Source organism: Paenibacillus sp. (assembly GCF_048976745.1).
In the GTDB taxonomy this organism is placed as follows: Bacteria; Bacillota; Bacilli; order Paenibacillales; family Paenibacillaceae; genus Paenibacillus.
Genome location: NZ_JBHGUU010000023.1, coordinates 116,611 through 132,527, shown reverse-complemented (window position 1 = coordinate 132,527; position 15,917 = coordinate 116,611). Strand labels below are relative to the sequence as shown.

Annotated in this window: 15 protein-coding genes; 6 read left to right on the top strand and 9 right to left on the bottom strand. The window is 45.6% G+C overall.

All coding sequences use genetic code 11. The features are described 5' to 3' along the window. Positions 1 to 25: 25 nt before the first annotated feature. Positions 26 to 871, bottom strand: a complete 846-nt coding sequence (locus ACE3K2_RS25000) for a carbohydrate ABC transporter permease (protein ID WP_421896393.1) — start codon at positions 869 to 871, stop codon at positions 26 to 28. Positions 872 to 930: 59 nt separating this feature from the next. After that, positions 931 to 1,806 (bottom strand): carbohydrate ABC transporter permease, encoded by an 876-nt coding sequence (locus ACE3K2_RS24995; RefSeq protein WP_421896390.1) that lies wholly within the window; start codon positions 1,804 to 1,806, stop codon positions 931 to 933. Positions 1,807 to 2,004: 198 nt separating this feature from the next. On the opposite strand from ACE3K2_RS24995, the gene ACE3K2_RS24990 reads away from it, so the two are divergent. Next, positions 2,005 to 2,571, top strand: coding sequence for a GbsR/MarR family transcriptional regulator (locus tag ACE3K2_RS24990; RefSeq protein ID WP_421896386.1), 567 nt, complete (start codon positions 2,005 to 2,007; stop codon positions 2,569 to 2,571). Positions 2,572 to 2,811: 240 nt separating this feature from the next. Next, positions 2,812 to 3,531, top strand: a complete 720-nt coding sequence (locus ACE3K2_RS24985; protein ID WP_421896383.1) for a hypothetical protein — start codon at positions 2,812 to 2,814, stop codon at positions 3,529 to 3,531. A 146-nt stretch (positions 3,532 to 3,677) separates the two neighbouring features. Here the strand turns inward: ACE3K2_RS24985 and ACE3K2_RS24980 are convergent, their stop codons facing one another. After that, positions 3,678 to 7,715 (bottom strand): S-layer homology domain-containing protein, encoded by a 4,038-nt coding sequence (locus ACE3K2_RS24980; RefSeq protein ID WP_421896380.1) that lies wholly within the window; start codon positions 7,713 to 7,715, stop codon positions 3,678 to 3,680. Between the two features lie 228 nt (positions 7,716 to 7,943). Next, entirely contained in the window at positions 7,944 to 8,687 is a 744-nt protein-coding gene (locus ACE3K2_RS24975) for an SDR family oxidoreductase (protein WP_421896377.1), read from the bottom strand. A 239-nt stretch (positions 8,688 to 8,926) separates the two neighbouring features. Here ACE3K2_RS24975 and ACE3K2_RS24970 point away from each other — a divergent pair, with 239 nt between their 5' ends. Further along, positions 8,927 to 9,301 (top strand): winged helix-turn-helix transcriptional regulator, encoded by a 375-nt coding sequence (locus tag ACE3K2_RS24970; RefSeq protein WP_421896374.1) that lies wholly within the window; start codon positions 8,927 to 8,929, stop codon positions 9,299 to 9,301. Between the two features lie 130 nt (positions 9,302 to 9,431). On the opposite strand, the gene ACE3K2_RS24965 is transcribed toward ACE3K2_RS24970, so the two are convergent. Together ACE3K2_RS24965 and ACE3K2_RS24960 are read right to left on the bottom strand one after the other, a co-directional pair. Further along, complete coding sequence (locus ACE3K2_RS24965) at positions 9,432 to 10,589, bottom strand: glycerate kinase (protein ID WP_421896371.1); 1,158 nt, start codon at positions 10,587 to 10,589, stop codon at positions 9,432 to 9,434. A 3-nt stretch (positions 10,590 to 10,592) separates the two neighbouring features. Then, a complete protein-coding gene (locus ACE3K2_RS24960; protein ID WP_421896368.1) occupies positions 10,593 to 11,027 on the bottom strand; it encodes an Lrp/AsnC family transcriptional regulator in 435 nt (144 codons plus the stop codon). Positions 11,028 to 11,186: 159 nt separating this feature from the next. Here ACE3K2_RS24960 and ACE3K2_RS24955 point away from each other — a divergent pair, with 159 nt between their 5' ends. Further along, positions 11,187 to 11,648, top strand: coding sequence for a VOC family protein (locus ACE3K2_RS24955; protein ID WP_421896365.1), 462 nt, complete (start codon positions 11,187 to 11,189; stop codon positions 11,646 to 11,648). Between the two features lie 91 nt (positions 11,649 to 11,739). Here the strand turns inward: ACE3K2_RS24955 and ACE3K2_RS24950 are convergent, their stop codons facing one another. Next, positions 11,740 to 12,294, bottom strand: coding sequence for a hypothetical protein (locus ACE3K2_RS24950; protein WP_421896362.1), 555 nt, complete (start codon positions 12,292 to 12,294; stop codon positions 11,740 to 11,742). A 96-nt stretch (positions 12,295 to 12,390) separates the two neighbouring features. On the opposite strand from ACE3K2_RS24950, the gene ACE3K2_RS24945 reads away from it, so the two are divergent. Further along, positions 12,391 to 13,308 (top strand): phosphatidate cytidylyltransferase, encoded by a 918-nt coding sequence (locus tag ACE3K2_RS24945; RefSeq protein WP_124116831.1) that lies wholly within the window; start codon positions 12,391 to 12,393, stop codon positions 13,306 to 13,308. Between the two features lie 107 nt (positions 13,309 to 13,415). On the opposite strand, the gene ACE3K2_RS24940 is transcribed toward ACE3K2_RS24945, so the two are convergent. Together ACE3K2_RS24940 and ACE3K2_RS24935 are read right to left on the bottom strand one after the other, a co-directional pair. Then, a complete protein-coding gene (locus ACE3K2_RS24940; protein WP_421896358.1) occupies positions 13,416 to 13,985 on the bottom strand; it encodes a hypothetical protein in 570 nt (189 codons plus the stop codon). A gap of 186 nt (positions 13,986 to 14,171) precedes the next feature. Continuing rightward, entirely contained in the window at positions 14,172 to 14,549 is a 378-nt protein-coding gene (locus ACE3K2_RS24935; RefSeq protein WP_421896355.1) for a LysM peptidoglycan-binding domain-containing protein, read from the bottom strand. Positions 14,550 to 14,865: 316 nt separating this feature from the next. On the opposite strand from ACE3K2_RS24935, the gene ACE3K2_RS24930 reads away from it, so the two are divergent. Further along, positions 14,866 to 15,915, top strand: a complete 1,050-nt coding sequence (locus ACE3K2_RS24930; protein ID WP_421896352.1) for a bifunctional transcriptional activator/DNA repair enzyme AdaA — start codon at positions 14,866 to 14,868, stop codon at positions 15,913 to 15,915. Positions 15,916 to 15,917 lie beyond the last annotated feature (2 nt).

The window sequence follows — 15,917 nt, the reverse complement described above, 5'->3', positions numbered from 1 at the left end:
CGTTTTAGGTGAATGGTAGTTCATATCAGTTCTTGTTCACCCCAGCCGTGATATTCACGCTCTGCATGATCGTCTTCTGGGTGAACAAGAAGAGAATAAGCAGGGGGGCGATGCTAAAGGCACTCGCAGCCATAATCTGTGGCCAAGCCAGTCCATATGCCCCGCCTTCTACAAAGAAGCTGCGCAGACCCGCCGATACCAGCTGTAAGTCAGGGTCTTTGGTGATGAGCATAGGCCAGAAATAGTTGTTGTACTGTTCAATAAACGTAATCAGTACCATCACGGCGAAGCTTGAGCGAACAAGCGGCGTGATAATCGTCCAGAGAATCCGGAAGTGGGATGCTCCATCCAGCTGTCCGGCTTCCACCAATTCATGAGATACCTGCATGAACGCCTGCCGGATCAGAAAGATCGAGAACACGCTGACACAGTTGGATACAATCAAGCCTGTGTAGGAATCCAGCAGATTAAGTTCGCTTAGTACCAGGTAACTAGGCAGATACACGGCTGTACTTGGTATCATATAACCCACCAGAATCAGGGATGTTAGTGCACCTTTGAGACGAAATTTCATGTGTGTCAGGGCGTACGCCATCATACTGGAGTTAACGATCTGAAATAGACAGATGGCTAAGGCCACCCCGGTACTGTTCAGGATGTAACGGGCAAATGGTGCCGCATTCCAGGCATCCACATAGTTGCTCCACAGGAATGTCTCCGGCCAGAAGGTCGGCGGGAACTGCCAGATCTCATCATTGGTTTTGAACCCACTAATGACCATCCAATAGAAGGGAAAGGCTGTACCTAGCGCGATAACGGCTAACAGCAGATAGCGGATTAATTTACTTATTTTAAAATTCGGTTGTGACATGTTCTGCAACTCCTTGCGCTTCATCCGTTTAGACTTTTTGGTAGGCAATGTCATTGTCATTAGTAGTGAACCAGACGTCTGCCAAGCAGGAAGGATACACCCGACAGCAGCACGCAGATCAGAATAATCACAACGGCGATGGACGAAGCTTCACCTACATTAAAGGATTCGAAGGCAGACTGGTAATACATGTACAGCAATGTTCTCGTTGATCCCGCTGGTCCACCTTGCGTCATGACGTTAATCTGGTCATAGGCTTGCAGGGACTGGATGGTAAGAATAATCGAGAGAAAGAATGTTGTTGGGGAGATCAGCGGCAGCGTGATACTTCTGAACTTGTCCCAACCGTTGGCTCCATCAATCGAAGCTGCTTCGAGCAGATCGGACGGCAGATTTCGTAATGCAACGAGATAAAATACCATCGCCCACCCAATCGACTTCCAGAGGGTGACGATCAGAACGGCAACCAGAGCCCAGTCCGCGTCACGCAACCAGCCAATCGGAGATACACCCGCCAAGCCCAGCATAAGATTAGCGAGTCCAACTTCGGGCTCGAAGATCCAGGACCAGGCAATGGATACCGCAACTGTCGGGGTGACCCAAGGTGAGAAGAGTAATGTTCGGAAGATGCCCGATGATTTGATCTTGCTATTCATGAGCATCGCAAGCGCCAATCCGCCCACAATGGTCGGGATTACACTGCCCAGTCCGAATAACAAGGTGACTTTCAGTGATCGATAGAATTCAGAGTTTGTCAGCAGATAACTGTAATTGTCCAAACCAACGAACAGCTTGTCCGGGCTCATGAAGTCCCAATCGGTGAAACTGAGATAAACGATATATCCCAGAGGTCCCAGCCAGAAGATCAGCAATGGGATTAGAGCTGGCAGCGTGAATAGGACTGCCTCAGACTCCCTCCATAGTTTTAAACGCAAATCCCCCACTCCTTACTGTCCAATTTTTCTTTAATGATTGGGATTTTTTGAGTATAATCAGCTTTATACTTCTTCTGTACAAAATTAATTGTACACTCGTATTGAAAATTCTAATTCCGGCTTATGTTAAAATTGGAGCAAGTCATGTAAAATATGAGGCAGCTAGTGGGAACGCTATCATAAACCAGAGGTGACATTGTGGGAAAAGAAACTGCCGGGAACCCGAATCATTCTTCGTTACCTGATCGGCATGTGCTGAGGGAGAGAGTCATTGAGGCCATCGCTAATACGATGGATCTGTATGGGGTGAATCATACGTTTGGCAAATTATACGGCATCATGTATTTTGAAGATCGACCGATGACACTTGAAGAGATGAAGACCTCGATGAATATGAGCAAGAGCAACATGAGCTATGCGGTTCGGTCACTTACAGAGTCACAGATGATCTACAAACTGGAGGAGAAGAAGGACCGCCAGGATCAGTATCTGGCAGAGACCAACTTTTATCGTACATTTCAGAATTTCTTTGGAGCCAAGCTCCAACGGGAAGTTGATGTCATGTTAGAAGGCATTCGTGAGGTCATTCCTGACCTGTCCGCAATGATTCTTTCGGAGCATATCTCTTCTGAAGATCGAGATGATGCACTGCGTGATCTGCACAAACTCCAACACGCAGAGCAATATTACGTCTGGTTACAAGGATTCGTGGATCAGTTGCGGGACGGTAAGTTTTACGAGAGTTCTCCTCAGAGAAACGAGTAATTTGCACTAGCAGCATTTAGTGAGATACGCTCAAAGACAAGATAGGATAAGAAGTCATTCCAAAACGGTATGGGTACAAGCCCTATGCCGTTTTTTTGATACAAGCAGGAAAAATTCTTAATGGACTACCGATTACGTCACCGTCGGCATTATATTGGGGCAATCGGTAACACAATATGGGCTAATGCATAGACTGGGACTAAATAAAAGCCAGATTCTTATGCATTGGAGATGTGAACATTGAGTAATACAAAGAATAAGGTTAAGACTCAGCAAATTCCCATGAAAAAGCTTTCTCCCGTGAGCATTATATCTGAACTCCCACCCGTCCGCGGTAACGCAAGGACTTCCTCCTCAAATCCCAAACCCATCCATAATGAAAAGGATACATCCTCGGCTATCAATGAATGCGTAGATCGGGCTTTTCGTATTCCGATCTTTTTGAGTACAACCAACACGGTAAATGACCTGCAAGGACAATTCCTCAACCGTCTTATTGCAGAAATTGAAGATGCATTGCTCTTCCCCCGCACATTGCCCGTAAGCGAACAATATCCGGAAAATATCCTGACGAATATACGGCGCTTGGTTTTTTCAAGCTATGGCTTGCTCGCCATCAACTTTCAACGATTTTTTGTTCAAATTCTTCAATCCAATGTGGGTGGTCCACCAACGAGCACGCCGTTCTGGGAAGGATCTACTTTTTCTCAAATCGAGCCTGCCATGGCTTTTCAATTTGGAATTCCAATCTTATTGGTTCGAGAGACGGGAACTGACGTCAGTAATGGCATTTGGGCTGGAGGAATTACACCTCTCAACATATTTGTGGATTGGGATTCCGAAAATCAATCCGTAGAGGATTTCTTTAACAGTGTTCAATGGAGAGAGGTCTTTGCATATTGGGCTGCAGAGGTTAGGGGTAACTATTTGCTCCGAACAGAACCCCAGTTCAATAATTAAATCCTCACCATGAATTCAAAAAGGGAGTCGGGTGAACCTCGGGATCGCCCTTACTTGACCTCATGAATAACAAAAAAGAGCAGGTTATCTTATCGATAACCTGCTCTTTTTCTTCATTTTTAAGCTTTGTGATTCTGTAACAGATATTATTTCTGCGCAGCCGCTTCGATATCTACATATGCCCAGTGTGTTGCTGGCACATCGCTGAACGTTGACGTACCCGCACCAGTAAGTGGTGTCCGTTTGAACAATACATTCAACACTTTCACAGCTTCTGCACGCGTCAACTTGCTATCTGGTTTGAATGTACCATCGTTATAACCCACCATCAGGCCAGCGGATTGCACGTATGCAATCGCATCTGCTGCCCACAGGTCTGCGGATACATCTGTGAAGGAAACTGCTGCATCTATCATTGTTGCTGTGTTTGCTTGCTGATTCTGCATCCAGCGATACGCAATCGTCGCCATCTGTGCACGGGTAATCAAACCTTCCGGTGCAAATTGATTGTTGCTCATGCCGTTCATGATGGCAGCGGATTGAGCCTTTTGAATCTCACTTGTTGCCCAATGTGTCGCAGATACATCCGTGTAGTTCACACTAGTAGCGGAGCCTGTTGCTGCCACTTCAGTTGGAAGATTGCGAGCCAGCATGGCTGCCATCTGTGCACGGGTTACGAACACATCTGGACGGAAATCTGCACCAAAACCTTGGATGTACGGTTGATGTGTACCTTGTGAAGCTTTCAGTCCATCCACAACAACGAGAGTGAACGTACTGAATTTGGTTACGGTAAATTCGATGCCTTCGCTGTTATTTGCGAGTTGCACCAGTTTGCCTTGAATCAATTCTTTTGTGCCGTCACTGTGTTCGATGTAGATCGCCAGGTTGTCCAATGCTTGCTGACGAGCAGCCAGATCGGTTGGCAGACTATCACGCAGCGGCAAAGTCAACGTCACTTCGCGGCTCTGCATATTCGTTTCGATCTCTACCGGACGAGCCAGTACACGCACATTCGTGTTTGGAGCAACCTGTTGAATTAACTGCTCTTTCTTTGCACGTTCCTCCACTTCTTTGCGCTCCGATTCTTTTTTCAAAGGTACAACGCGGAAGTACAAGTCTTGATCGAATCCAGTAATGGAATTCGTCGGTACCGAGATGATGGCATTCTCTGTAGAAATCTCCAGCTTGAGTGAACCATCATTCAATTCTCTCACTGCTGCCTTAGGCAGTTCAATCCGTGTCTCGGACACGGCATCTTTGGTGTCTGGGATGACAATGCGTGCGGTGTTCATGTTTAATTGTTTCGCTTTTTCCACCGATTCCTTTGCAATCTCTTGGGTCATTTTCACCAAATCTTTGATCATGCCGTTGGTTTCCGTTGTACGGGTAATCGGTGTTTTGGTCAGATTCGTGCCGTTTGTTCCATTAACGTCAACCACGATCTGTTCTTGCTTCGTTGTTGGTGCAGGTGTAGATGTTACAGGTGTAGTCGTAGAAGATCCGCCACCTGTGTTTCCACCCGGGTTAGGCGTTGGAGTATTTCCATTATCTGTGCCGGTATCGCCGTTCTGTGTAAAGACAAACTTCACGGCGCGGCCTGGCAGTTCATCGCTGATTGCTTTGTAACGAACCCATACCGTTTTGTTTCCACTAAGGTCGAGCATCTGAATATTAGCAAGATCCAACCAGTGCAACTTGTTGTCAAAGGAAATCTCCATCGTGTCGTCCAAACCTGTCAGGGTGTTATTGATGTCATTCCCCTTCACATCAGGAGCCGTAAAGAATCGGTTAAATACATATTGGAGATTACCAACATCCTCATAGCTGTCTTGCTCAGTGAGCAACCATTCTGCCAACTCCTTTTGGTCTTCAGGACTCAGCTCTGCTCTTTTGGATAAATCAAGGGCGCCTGTACGATCAAACTTGTATTTGTTGAAGAATGCTTCACCTGTAATGTAATCATTCATAGCTGAATCAAGCCATTGATTCATTGGATCAACTTTCGTAGCCTTATTGATAGACTGGTATGGCGTAGTCAAGAGCCCTAGCACAACCATAGGTTCCACGATATTCCCTTGGAAATTCCCTTCTAACCTCTCGAAGGCCACTGAATACAAGTATCTATAAGCAAAAACATTTTTGTCTACTTTGTTGGTACGTTTCAAATACTCTTGACCAATGCTCCGAAATTCTTCGCTTTGTTGATCATTAAAGGACACTGGCAAATCTGCTAACTTCTGGCCAAGTGCATCCAGCTTGTTTTTGAGAGTAATAAGTTCTTTTTGCTCCCAAACCGATTGTGCGAGGACACCAAGTTCAATCATATATTGAACCTGTTCTTTATTTTTGTAATCTTTATTCACATATTGAATCAGGAACCCTGCAATGAAATTTCTAACTTGCAAAGACAAAGCGCCGTAGCCATCCGGCAGAGTAATACCCAGATCCGGGTTTTCCATCGCTACACGCATAGCCGCTACATCAAAGTTGCTTTTTGCCGTATTTAAGACTGTCAATGGGTCCGTTTCGTTATCATCAGGGAAAAATTGATTAAATGCAGTCTGAATTTCTTCAAAACTTGCATATCCACCAAGTGGTCTCTCGCTAAGCATATGGTCTGCCAATTGTTCTCGTTCTTCGTTTGTCAGATCATGCACTTTACCTACACTCAAAGGAAAGCTTCCGAGTGGCGTTTCCGGGTTATCAGAGTTGTACGACTCGATTTCCGATTGAATGTCATACATTTTGTACAACGATTCCAACATACTTTCTGTCGTTTCAGCCCTATTTATAAACGGTGTGTCATCCACTGCTGTTTCCATATAAGAAAGAATTTTTCTTATTTCCAGGTTCCCTCTGAGTTTATTTTCAAATAAAAAGACTGTCATACTTCTATCAATCGTATCTGATTGGAGATACAGGTTTATACGTTCATAGTATCTGTCTTGGGCACCAGGATAATCAAAATGCTCTATCCGCTCAGCTAGTTTCTCATAAAACTCATCAAGTATTTCTCTTGGGGCTGATCCCTCGATTTTGCGAGGAAGTTCAAGTGCTTGAAGAGCCAATTGCACCATATATTGTACCTGTTCCTTATTCTCATACCCTTCACTAGTCGGTGGATCTATGCGTAATAAATGCTTTATGATGGCCTCCTGATCCTCGTTAGACAAAGATTTGAAATCGGGATCAGCTATGAAATTTTTGTTACTCAGTAACTCGATTAGTTCAGGAGTGAAATCTGTATTCTCCCCCTGATCCTTTCTTTTTTTGATATCGTTGAATTGCTCCAACAAGGCTGAACTATTGGGTTCGAAAAAAGCATCAAACGCAGTTTGAACTTCGGATATTGTTTCATAACCATTTTGCGGCTTATGATCCACCATCCACTGTGCAAGTTCTTCTCTCTTTTGATTATCGTCTTCAATATCTTCCATCTTCTCCATCTGGACTGGAAAAGCGACTATACTGGGGTCCATGGCACTTAACATTCTGGTCATTCGATTATGTTTCATCATAGAGTCAAGTGCTACGTTCATATCTGGTACATCATTAGCAGTATTAATGGGTCGATATTCCTCGATTAATGTTTTCATCAAAGTAAGCTGTGAAACATAAGATACCGAAACTTGTGATCTGTTCATGGAAGCTCCAAACATAGCAATATTCTTAAACATTGGCTTATCAGCACCACTCAATATGCTGTAGCCAACACTGGCCTCTACCATGTACTGCGCTTCGTCGAAAGGTAGAAAGTCTTCTGCCTGACTAAACAGACCATAGATCTCATCCAAAAGGTCCTGAGCATTATCTTCATTCATAAACTTAGGGATTTTTGACAAGTTATATAACACTGAGAAGACATACTCAACTTGGCTTTGACTCTCATAATCCAATTCCCGTGGCAGCAAAAAAATCATTCCTCGTGCCAATTCTTTCTTCTGTTCATCATTCAGCAGGTCATACGTGGTGGAGATATCGGTCATATCTATTAAACTGCCGCTCTCCAACAAGCTTTGAACATCTGAAATAGCTACATCGATATCATCATCTGAACTTCTGATGTAGTTAAGTTGGTCCAACGGAGTAACCGGGTCAGCACTTGCAACCCCACCAACGCTAACCACCTGTAATAACAGAACCGCAATTAAAAGACAGCTTATCAGCTTTCTGTAATTCATGTACTTGATCCTCCCAATCTCATGTTTTTTTTACATATAAATTCATTACCTCTGATACGTAAGGCCTATTGTATTGCACTGCAATAAACAGATTCTAAACAAAAATTGAAAATAAAAGGAAAAAGATCCACCCTGTAGTACAAAACAGGGTGGATCTCAATTTTTTTCGCCATATTTCATCATTTTATTTTTAAAAAGTATTCTTTTAGACCTATATAACTCAGGCTCTTAAATCAAGGTGTACCCGCCATCCACATACAAGGTGCTGCCAGTCGTGAATGTATTGGTCATCAGATACGTAACTGTATGTGCAATTTCTTCATTGTAGCCAACCCGCTTGAGCAGAGACAGCTTCTCATAATCTTTAAAATGATCACCACGCGGCGTCCCTTCTTGCCCCTCCCGCCAGATGGTGCCAGGGGATACGACATTTACACGAACCGGTGCCAGTTCCACCGCGAGCGCTTTACCCAGACTCTCGATTGCACCGTTACATGCGGCGTAGGAGGCACCGCCATCCAGTGGTCGCTGGCTGAATCCACCAGACATTAACGTGATTGAGCCGGAAGCCGAAAGATACGGCGCTGCATATTTAGCCGCAAAGTATTGAGGCCAGAACTTGCCTTTGAAACAACTCTCTGCCGTCTCCCGATCCGAAGTCAGTGGGCCTCGAGTGTAGGCTGCTCCTGGGGTGAAGAGATGATCGAACATGCCGATTCGGGCGAAAAATGCTTCAAGCTGCTGTTCATCCTGATTATCCAATACATGAACTTCCACCAGCGTTTCTCCAGAAGCGCCTTTGCCTCCAACCTTTGTGATCTGTCCCCTCGCTTCCTTCAGTCTGGACGCCGATCTGCCTGCAATAATCACATCCGCACCTGCCTCTGCTGCCTGAATTGCCGTAGCCAGTCCGATACCTGAGCTTCCTCCGATAACAACGACCCGTTTATTCTCCAATGTATAGTGACTCATCTATGATCATCCTCTCATCTGCGGTTATGTATGTGCATGTTCGCTCACGTTGTGTTCATTATTCATGAAATGAAGAAGGTTGAATAGTACGCATTTACATCGTACCTAGTACGAATATTCGTACTATTGATACCGAATCACAACGGTTTCTCCCTTCTTTTCACAGAGGTGGTCAGCAGAGATTGCGAAAATCCGATATGATAGAGATACACATAGACGTATAAAACGAGGTGATTACTATGGATTTACAAGAACCAAGGTTACAGGGAGTACTGACAACACTGGAGACCATTAATGGAAAATGGAAACCCCTTATCTTGTTTATTTTATTAAAGGAAGGTACGAAGCGATTCGGTGAACTGCGACGCATGATTCCTGATGTAACCCAAGGCACGCTAACAAAACAACTACGCGAGCTGGAGCAGGATCGAATTATTGTGCGTACGCTCTATGGGGATGTTCCACCGAAAGTGGAATACAGCCTGTCCGAACACGGCCAAACGATCGGTACTTTATTGGACGGTATGTGTGGTTGGGGCAAAGAACATCTGAACTATTTGAACAGCACACAAGGTACCATAACGGATAAAGGTAACGTGAGCGACGCGACCTGAGCGATAACTATACAATGGAGCTTCACAGCAAAAGACGAGAGACAGATTACCTGATATCAGGCATACCCGTATCCCGTCTTTGTCACATCACATTCCAATCCGACCCCATATGATCCCGATGGTCACTGACTTAAGAAAGCAGACCCAGCTTCAGTACTCTAGCAATATTCTCGGTTGTACGTTCCACATTCTCCGGGCCTTCTCGCAATAGTCGATCCAGATCTGCTGCCCCAGGCACAATACCAAATATAGCATCGATGCCTTCCGCGTAGAGGGTGTCGATCCCTTCGCCCACATAGCCTGCAAGGGCAATTACAGGTTTACCCGCGTCCTTGGCTGCTCGAGCAACACCATAGGGGGTCTTACCAAATTTCGTTTGGAAGTCGATACCGCCTTCGCCCGTAAATACCACATCCGCAGCAATCAACTTTTCACGCAACGCAGTATATTCAATGACAATTTCAATCCCTTTACGTAACACAGCCTGTGTAAAAATCAAGAGTCCCGCACCCAATCCCCCAGCAGCTCCGGCTCCTGGTACATCACGGATATCCTTGTGCAGCTGCTGTTTCACCACATCTGCATAATGGGACAGATTCGCATCCAACTGCTCAACCATCTCTGGAGTTGCCCCTTTTTGTGGTCCAAACACCCTTGATGCGCCATACTCCCCACATAGGGGATTGGTCACATCACAGGCCACAATGAACTCCACTTCCTGCAAACGCTTATCCAGACCTGATACATCAATCTGGGCCAGTTGTTCCAAAACCCCGCCACCCCGCGCAAGCGGCTGACCCTGTGCATCCAGAAATTTCGCGCCAAGCGCTTCAGCCATGCCGGCACCACCATCGTTAGTCGCACTGCCACCAATGCCAATGATGACCTTGCGTATGCCAAGGTCCAGACATGCACGAATCAACTCGCCTGTTCCATAGGTTGTTGTCCGGAGCGGGTCCCGGGTGTCCTTGGTAACCAAGTGGATGCCACTAGCCGATGCCATCTCGATGGCCGCCGTTGTTCCGTCACCCAAAATGCCATACTGGGCAGTCACTGCCTGACCTAATGGTCCGCTCACCTCTTGCTGGTGAAGGGAACCACTAGAGGCATCTACAAGGGACTGCACCGTGCCTTCCCCACCATCCGCCATGGGTACATGAATATATCCTGCGGTCGGATATATTTTACGCAATCCTTTTTCCATCGCGATACATACTTCTTTCGCTGTCATGCTTTCTTTAAACGAGTCCGGTGCCAGAACAAATGTCTTCTCTCTAGTCTCTCTCATATCTTAAAGGAGAACACAGTTTTCCATAATATTTTTCATGCTGATATGGGATTTCGAGGGTCCCAGCTTCACCAGTGAATCTTGGAACTCGGCAAGTTCTTCAATGGACGCCGTCTGTACCTTGATCAGATAGTTATATTCGCCGCTAATCCGATAGACATCCGTGACTTCGATGGCCTGTTCACAGAACTGAACCAACTTATCGCAATGCTCTGTTTTGAGCAAAATAAATGTTGTAGTACCACGGTTTAACTGGGCCAGATTATAGATCGTTGAATATCCCGATATCACTCCTCTTTCCTCCAGTTTCATTATTCTTTCCTTCACCGAAGGTTGAGACATGTTAATTTCTTTGCTTATCTGTGCAATGGGCATGCGTGCATGATGTTGCAGCAAGCGCATAATCTGTTGATCGATCTCATCTATGTTGTGTTCCATTCGCAAGACCTCCGATTCATCACCTTATTTAATAAGGTTTTCCTGGTAAATTAACTAAGAATATATCAATTTTATCTCATTATATCCTTGGATATCGTATGGTTCCAATGCAACATCGCCCCTACTTTAAAATACAATCTGAAGAAGGAGCGATGAACTGTGAGTGTCATAGGACTTGCACATGTAGCCATTCAGGCTCGTAATTATGAAGATACGCTGGCGTTTTATACAAAAGTATTAGGATTCAAGGTTGGTCACTCCTGGAGTTTGCCTTCCTTCCACATTACCGAGGCATGTATGTTAATCTCTCCGGATCAACGAACCTGTATTGAGGTGTTTGACCCCAAAGCAGTCATCCCCGCTGAGGGTGAACCTGCCAACTCGCCTGAAGCGGTCCGGCACGGTGCACTATTACATTTCGCCTTTTACGTACATGATGTAGAAGACATCTATCAGCAAGCGCTCACCCATGGAGCCAAATCCTATGTTGAACCGGATTGGATATCGCTTGGCGAACCTGCACTTCGGCTTAGAAATGCGCTCGTCCACAGTCCGAATGGTGAAGTGATCGAATTCCTCGAAGAGGTTAATTTCGACCGATCCTTACCATCATCCATATGAAATACACAAACAGCCTGTTGCCCCGTCGTGCGTGGCAGCAGGCTGTTTTATGGTTGGATATCCTTGGCAAGCATCAGCAGACGCACCTACCCTACTCCTTTTCTGCATTCCCCAGCGTATACTCACTTAATTTCCCTTCATAGACCAACTGCAATCGTTCACTCTGGCGAAAATCATCCGGTGTCACCAGCGCCGGCAGCTTGTTCCACAACTTGATGCCTGAACGCTGCAGAATCTCGGCTACAAATTGGGAGCAGAAGTAGGAGTTGCTGAACTCCACCGGTTCCTTGAGCGTAATGCCGATCACACCCAGCAGATTGTACATATATTTCTGGCGGCTGCGGATGAAGATGTGCAGCACGCGTTTCATCTTTTCCACTTCACGATCCGTCACCTTAAGCTCATATATGACACATGTCGTATTGGGATACTTGCTGTATGTACCTGTCTGAATATCTTCCTTCACAAACCCGCCATTCAGCGGATTACTCGGATGTTTGCGACCGAAGCTGTACAGCTCGGATAATTCCCTGTCAAATGAGATCGATGCGTGATTATATGGCGCTCGGGTATAGCTCTGAATAACCTTGGTAAACAACGTTCCTGTATTCGTAAGCAGAATATAGATGGAGCGTTCATCTGTCATAGCAAAATTTCCCCTTATCAAGTTGGCACTATTCCTTCATAATAACATAGGTGCCCTATAATGGAATCTTACTTTGAATAAGCAGGTGATCGGTTCGTGAGCAGTTCACTCTTTACACTAACGTTAATCTTCACAGCTTTACTTGTGATACATATCGTCTACAAAGTGATTGCGAAGCTTCAGCCAAGCAAAGACTATTCAGGCATCGGCCAAAAAATCAAAACCTGGTGGGGCATGTTTGTCATCTTCTGCCTCGCTACCCTTTTCAATCCTATTGTGTCCCTGATCTCCCTCATGGTGCTTGCATTCTTCTCACTCAAAGAATACTTCTCCATGATTCGCAGTACACGCAAAGCCGACCGCAGGCTGTTCCTATGGGCGTATCTGGCGATTCCGGTTCAGTTCTATTGGATCTACATTGGATGGTATGGCATGTTTATCGTGTTTATTCCACTATATGTGTTCCTGGTACTTCCCTTGCCACGCCTGATTAACAAAGGTACGGTCGGATTCCTGCGCAGTGTCAGCTCCACACAATGGGGACTGATGCTGATGGTCTTTGGACTGAGTCACCTGGCCTATTTCCCGTTCGCCACACCGGAGTATGGGTCCAAGCTGGTACTGTTCCTGGTCGTGTTAACACAGCTTAACGATGTAGTGCATTATCTGGTATCTCTCTATCTGGGCAAACGAAAAGTGGTGCCTACCGCCAATCCCTTTGTCACCTGGGAAGGCTTCGCCTGTGCGTTCATTGTAACGACAGCCACGTCTTATTTCATTCATCCCTACCTGACACCATTTGATTGGAAATTCTCGCTGTTCATCGGAGTGCTGATCAGTTTGGCCGGATTCTTCGGCAGTCTGACGGTGTCTGTACTGAAGCGTGATCTGTTAATCGGGGATGACAATAAGTTCGATTCGCTCAAAAAAAGCTACCTAAGCCGGGTCGACAGCCTGACCTATACCTCGCCGGTTATGTTCCACGTGGTCCGTTATTTCTTTGACTTTATGTAGCAACAGATAGATCGGCGATCTTGTAATCATGTATGTCAAAAAAAGCAGCCCAAGTGGCTGCTTTCCCTGTTCAACAGGCTCTAGACGGAGCCTTCATGATGTGCCTGCTACTTCAACGTAATTTCTTTCTCGGACATGATTTCGTTCCCCTCATCATTTGTGAAGACAAATGTCGCTTTGCCGCGTTCACCCTTCATCTCATCCGAGTAGATAAATCCGGAGAATTGTCCATTACCACTAAAGTAAAACCCATCTTCACCGTTGGCCCCATGTTCAATGGCTTCCTGTAGCGAATTCACAATCGTCACCGTGTTGGACGTCCATCTCATCTCCGTTAGTGTATATCCCTTCGGAACCTGCTTAATTCCAAAATCAAAGCTGTTACCCTCGCTCGGTTTCTCGGACTGGTCAATGACGATATCAATCTGCTCAGACGGTTCAGTGGATTCTGATTGCGCCGTAGGCTTGCCCTCATCACCACTCGCACTACCTTGATCATTGTCATTCTTCGCATCCGCATTCGGAACAGAGCTTTCCCCAGCTTCCTCTATGGGTTGCTTCGATTGCGGATAGGCGTGTTCCTGAACGGATTCGTTGTTATTTTTGGCACCACAACCACTAAAGACTAGTGAAATACAGAGCACAGACATGCAAAGTGCAGATTTCTTTATATTCATGATCATCACCTCATTCTCCCTTCATATATCTACAGCACATATAACTACTACACCACTTATTAATCACTACACCATATCGTCCCTCATGAAGCTCCATTATATGTAAATGATTAATAAATTCAGTATCCGACTGCATCTCAATGAATAAAGAAGGAGCTCTGTTCATGACTTCATCAACGTATTATTTTATCGATCAAGCCCTGGCAAAACTAACACTTGTCCAATCCGGATGGCGTTATGCTCAAGATTGTTTACCTTTTTCATTGCTTCTACATACACACGAGTATCCATCTGCTGAGGTTTATGCGCCAAAGAAATGCCCCACAGCGTATCTCCCTGAGATACAACGATCTGGTCCCCTGATAACCATTGCTCATCTCCGGCAAACACGGTGAATACAGCACTGCACCCTATGATTATAATTAGAGCTATGGTGACGATCTTCACTAGCCATGTCGGCGTCTTCACACGCTGCATGAATTGCTCTTTAACAACCATGGTGCGAGACTCGGACGTTTTGGTATAAACGGATTCATAAATACTTTTGTACGTGGAATATTTCATTCTAGTCGACCTCCAAACTTTCGTTCCGCTAATCTTTAGGTTTTAGTTTTTTCATGCTTACCTATGTATTTTTCATATAACAATGTACGGTCAATAATCATCTTTTTGGATATCTAGGTACCTTTGCCTAATTCGTTCCACCTTGATAGGTCTATACTACCAGTTCGCTCTAAACAAATTCTGAACAACCGAATTTCAATGTTATATCCGATGCAATCTTTCCAATATCCATGCCTGATTTTCGGCGATGCTTGCTGCAACGTTTTTCTATAATAGGTTCTAGATAAAGATTCTAATGAAGTAAGGATGTGCCCCCATGATTTCTGCTGATCTGAAGGAAAAATATTACGAGGCGCTTGTGGCCAAGGATTCGGAATACGAGGGTTTATTCTATGTTGGGGTCCGAACCACAGGTGTGTTCTGTCGTCCCACATGCCCTGCGCGAAAACCCAAATTCGAAAATTGCGAATTCTATGAGACAGCTCAGCAGGCACTTCTGGCCTCTTATCGCCCTTGCCAGCGCTGTCGCCCGCTCTCTCACCCCAATCAAGTATCCGATGTCGTTCGCATATTAGTGGAAGCTGTGGAGAACAATCCGGAGAAACGCTGGAAAGGACAGGATTTCAAGGCACTTTCCATCGATGAATCCACGGCTCGTCGTCAGTTCAAGAAGCGGTTTGGTATGACGTTTGTGGAATATGCCCGTGCCCGCCGTATGGGACTTGCACTGAAGAATATTCGCTCCGGTCGCACCGTGATTGATAGCCAATTATCTACGGGATATGAGTCAAGCAGCGGCTTCCGTGATGCCTTTTCACGGATCATGGGTGCCGCACCTACACAAGCCGATGAAGGGCATGTCCTAAAAGCGTCCTGGATTGACACCCGCCTCGGCCCGATGATGGCTATCGCTGATGACGAGGCCTTATATTTACTGGAATTTGTGGATCGCAGAGGTCTGGAACGCGAAGTTGAGCGCCTTCGCAAGCGGACCAAATCAGCTATCGTACCTGGTACTACAGCTCCCATACAGTCCATTGAGTCTGAGCTAAACGAGTACTTTCAGGGAAAAAGGACAGCATTCGACACACCGTTGTTCTGTTTAGGAACACCATTTCAAAAACGTGTGTGGGAACAGTTAATAGCCATTCCGGCAGGTGAAACGAGGTCATATCAGGAGATTGCAAATGCACTGGGGAAACCAACGGCGTGTCGAGCCGTGGCACAGGCGAATGGTGCCAATCAGCTTGCGATTGTGATCCCATGTCACCGTGTAATCAATGCCAGTGGTGAACTGGGCGGTTACGGCGGAGGATTAACTCGCAAGAACTGGCTTTTGACTCACGAGAAACAGGGACAGGAATAGGA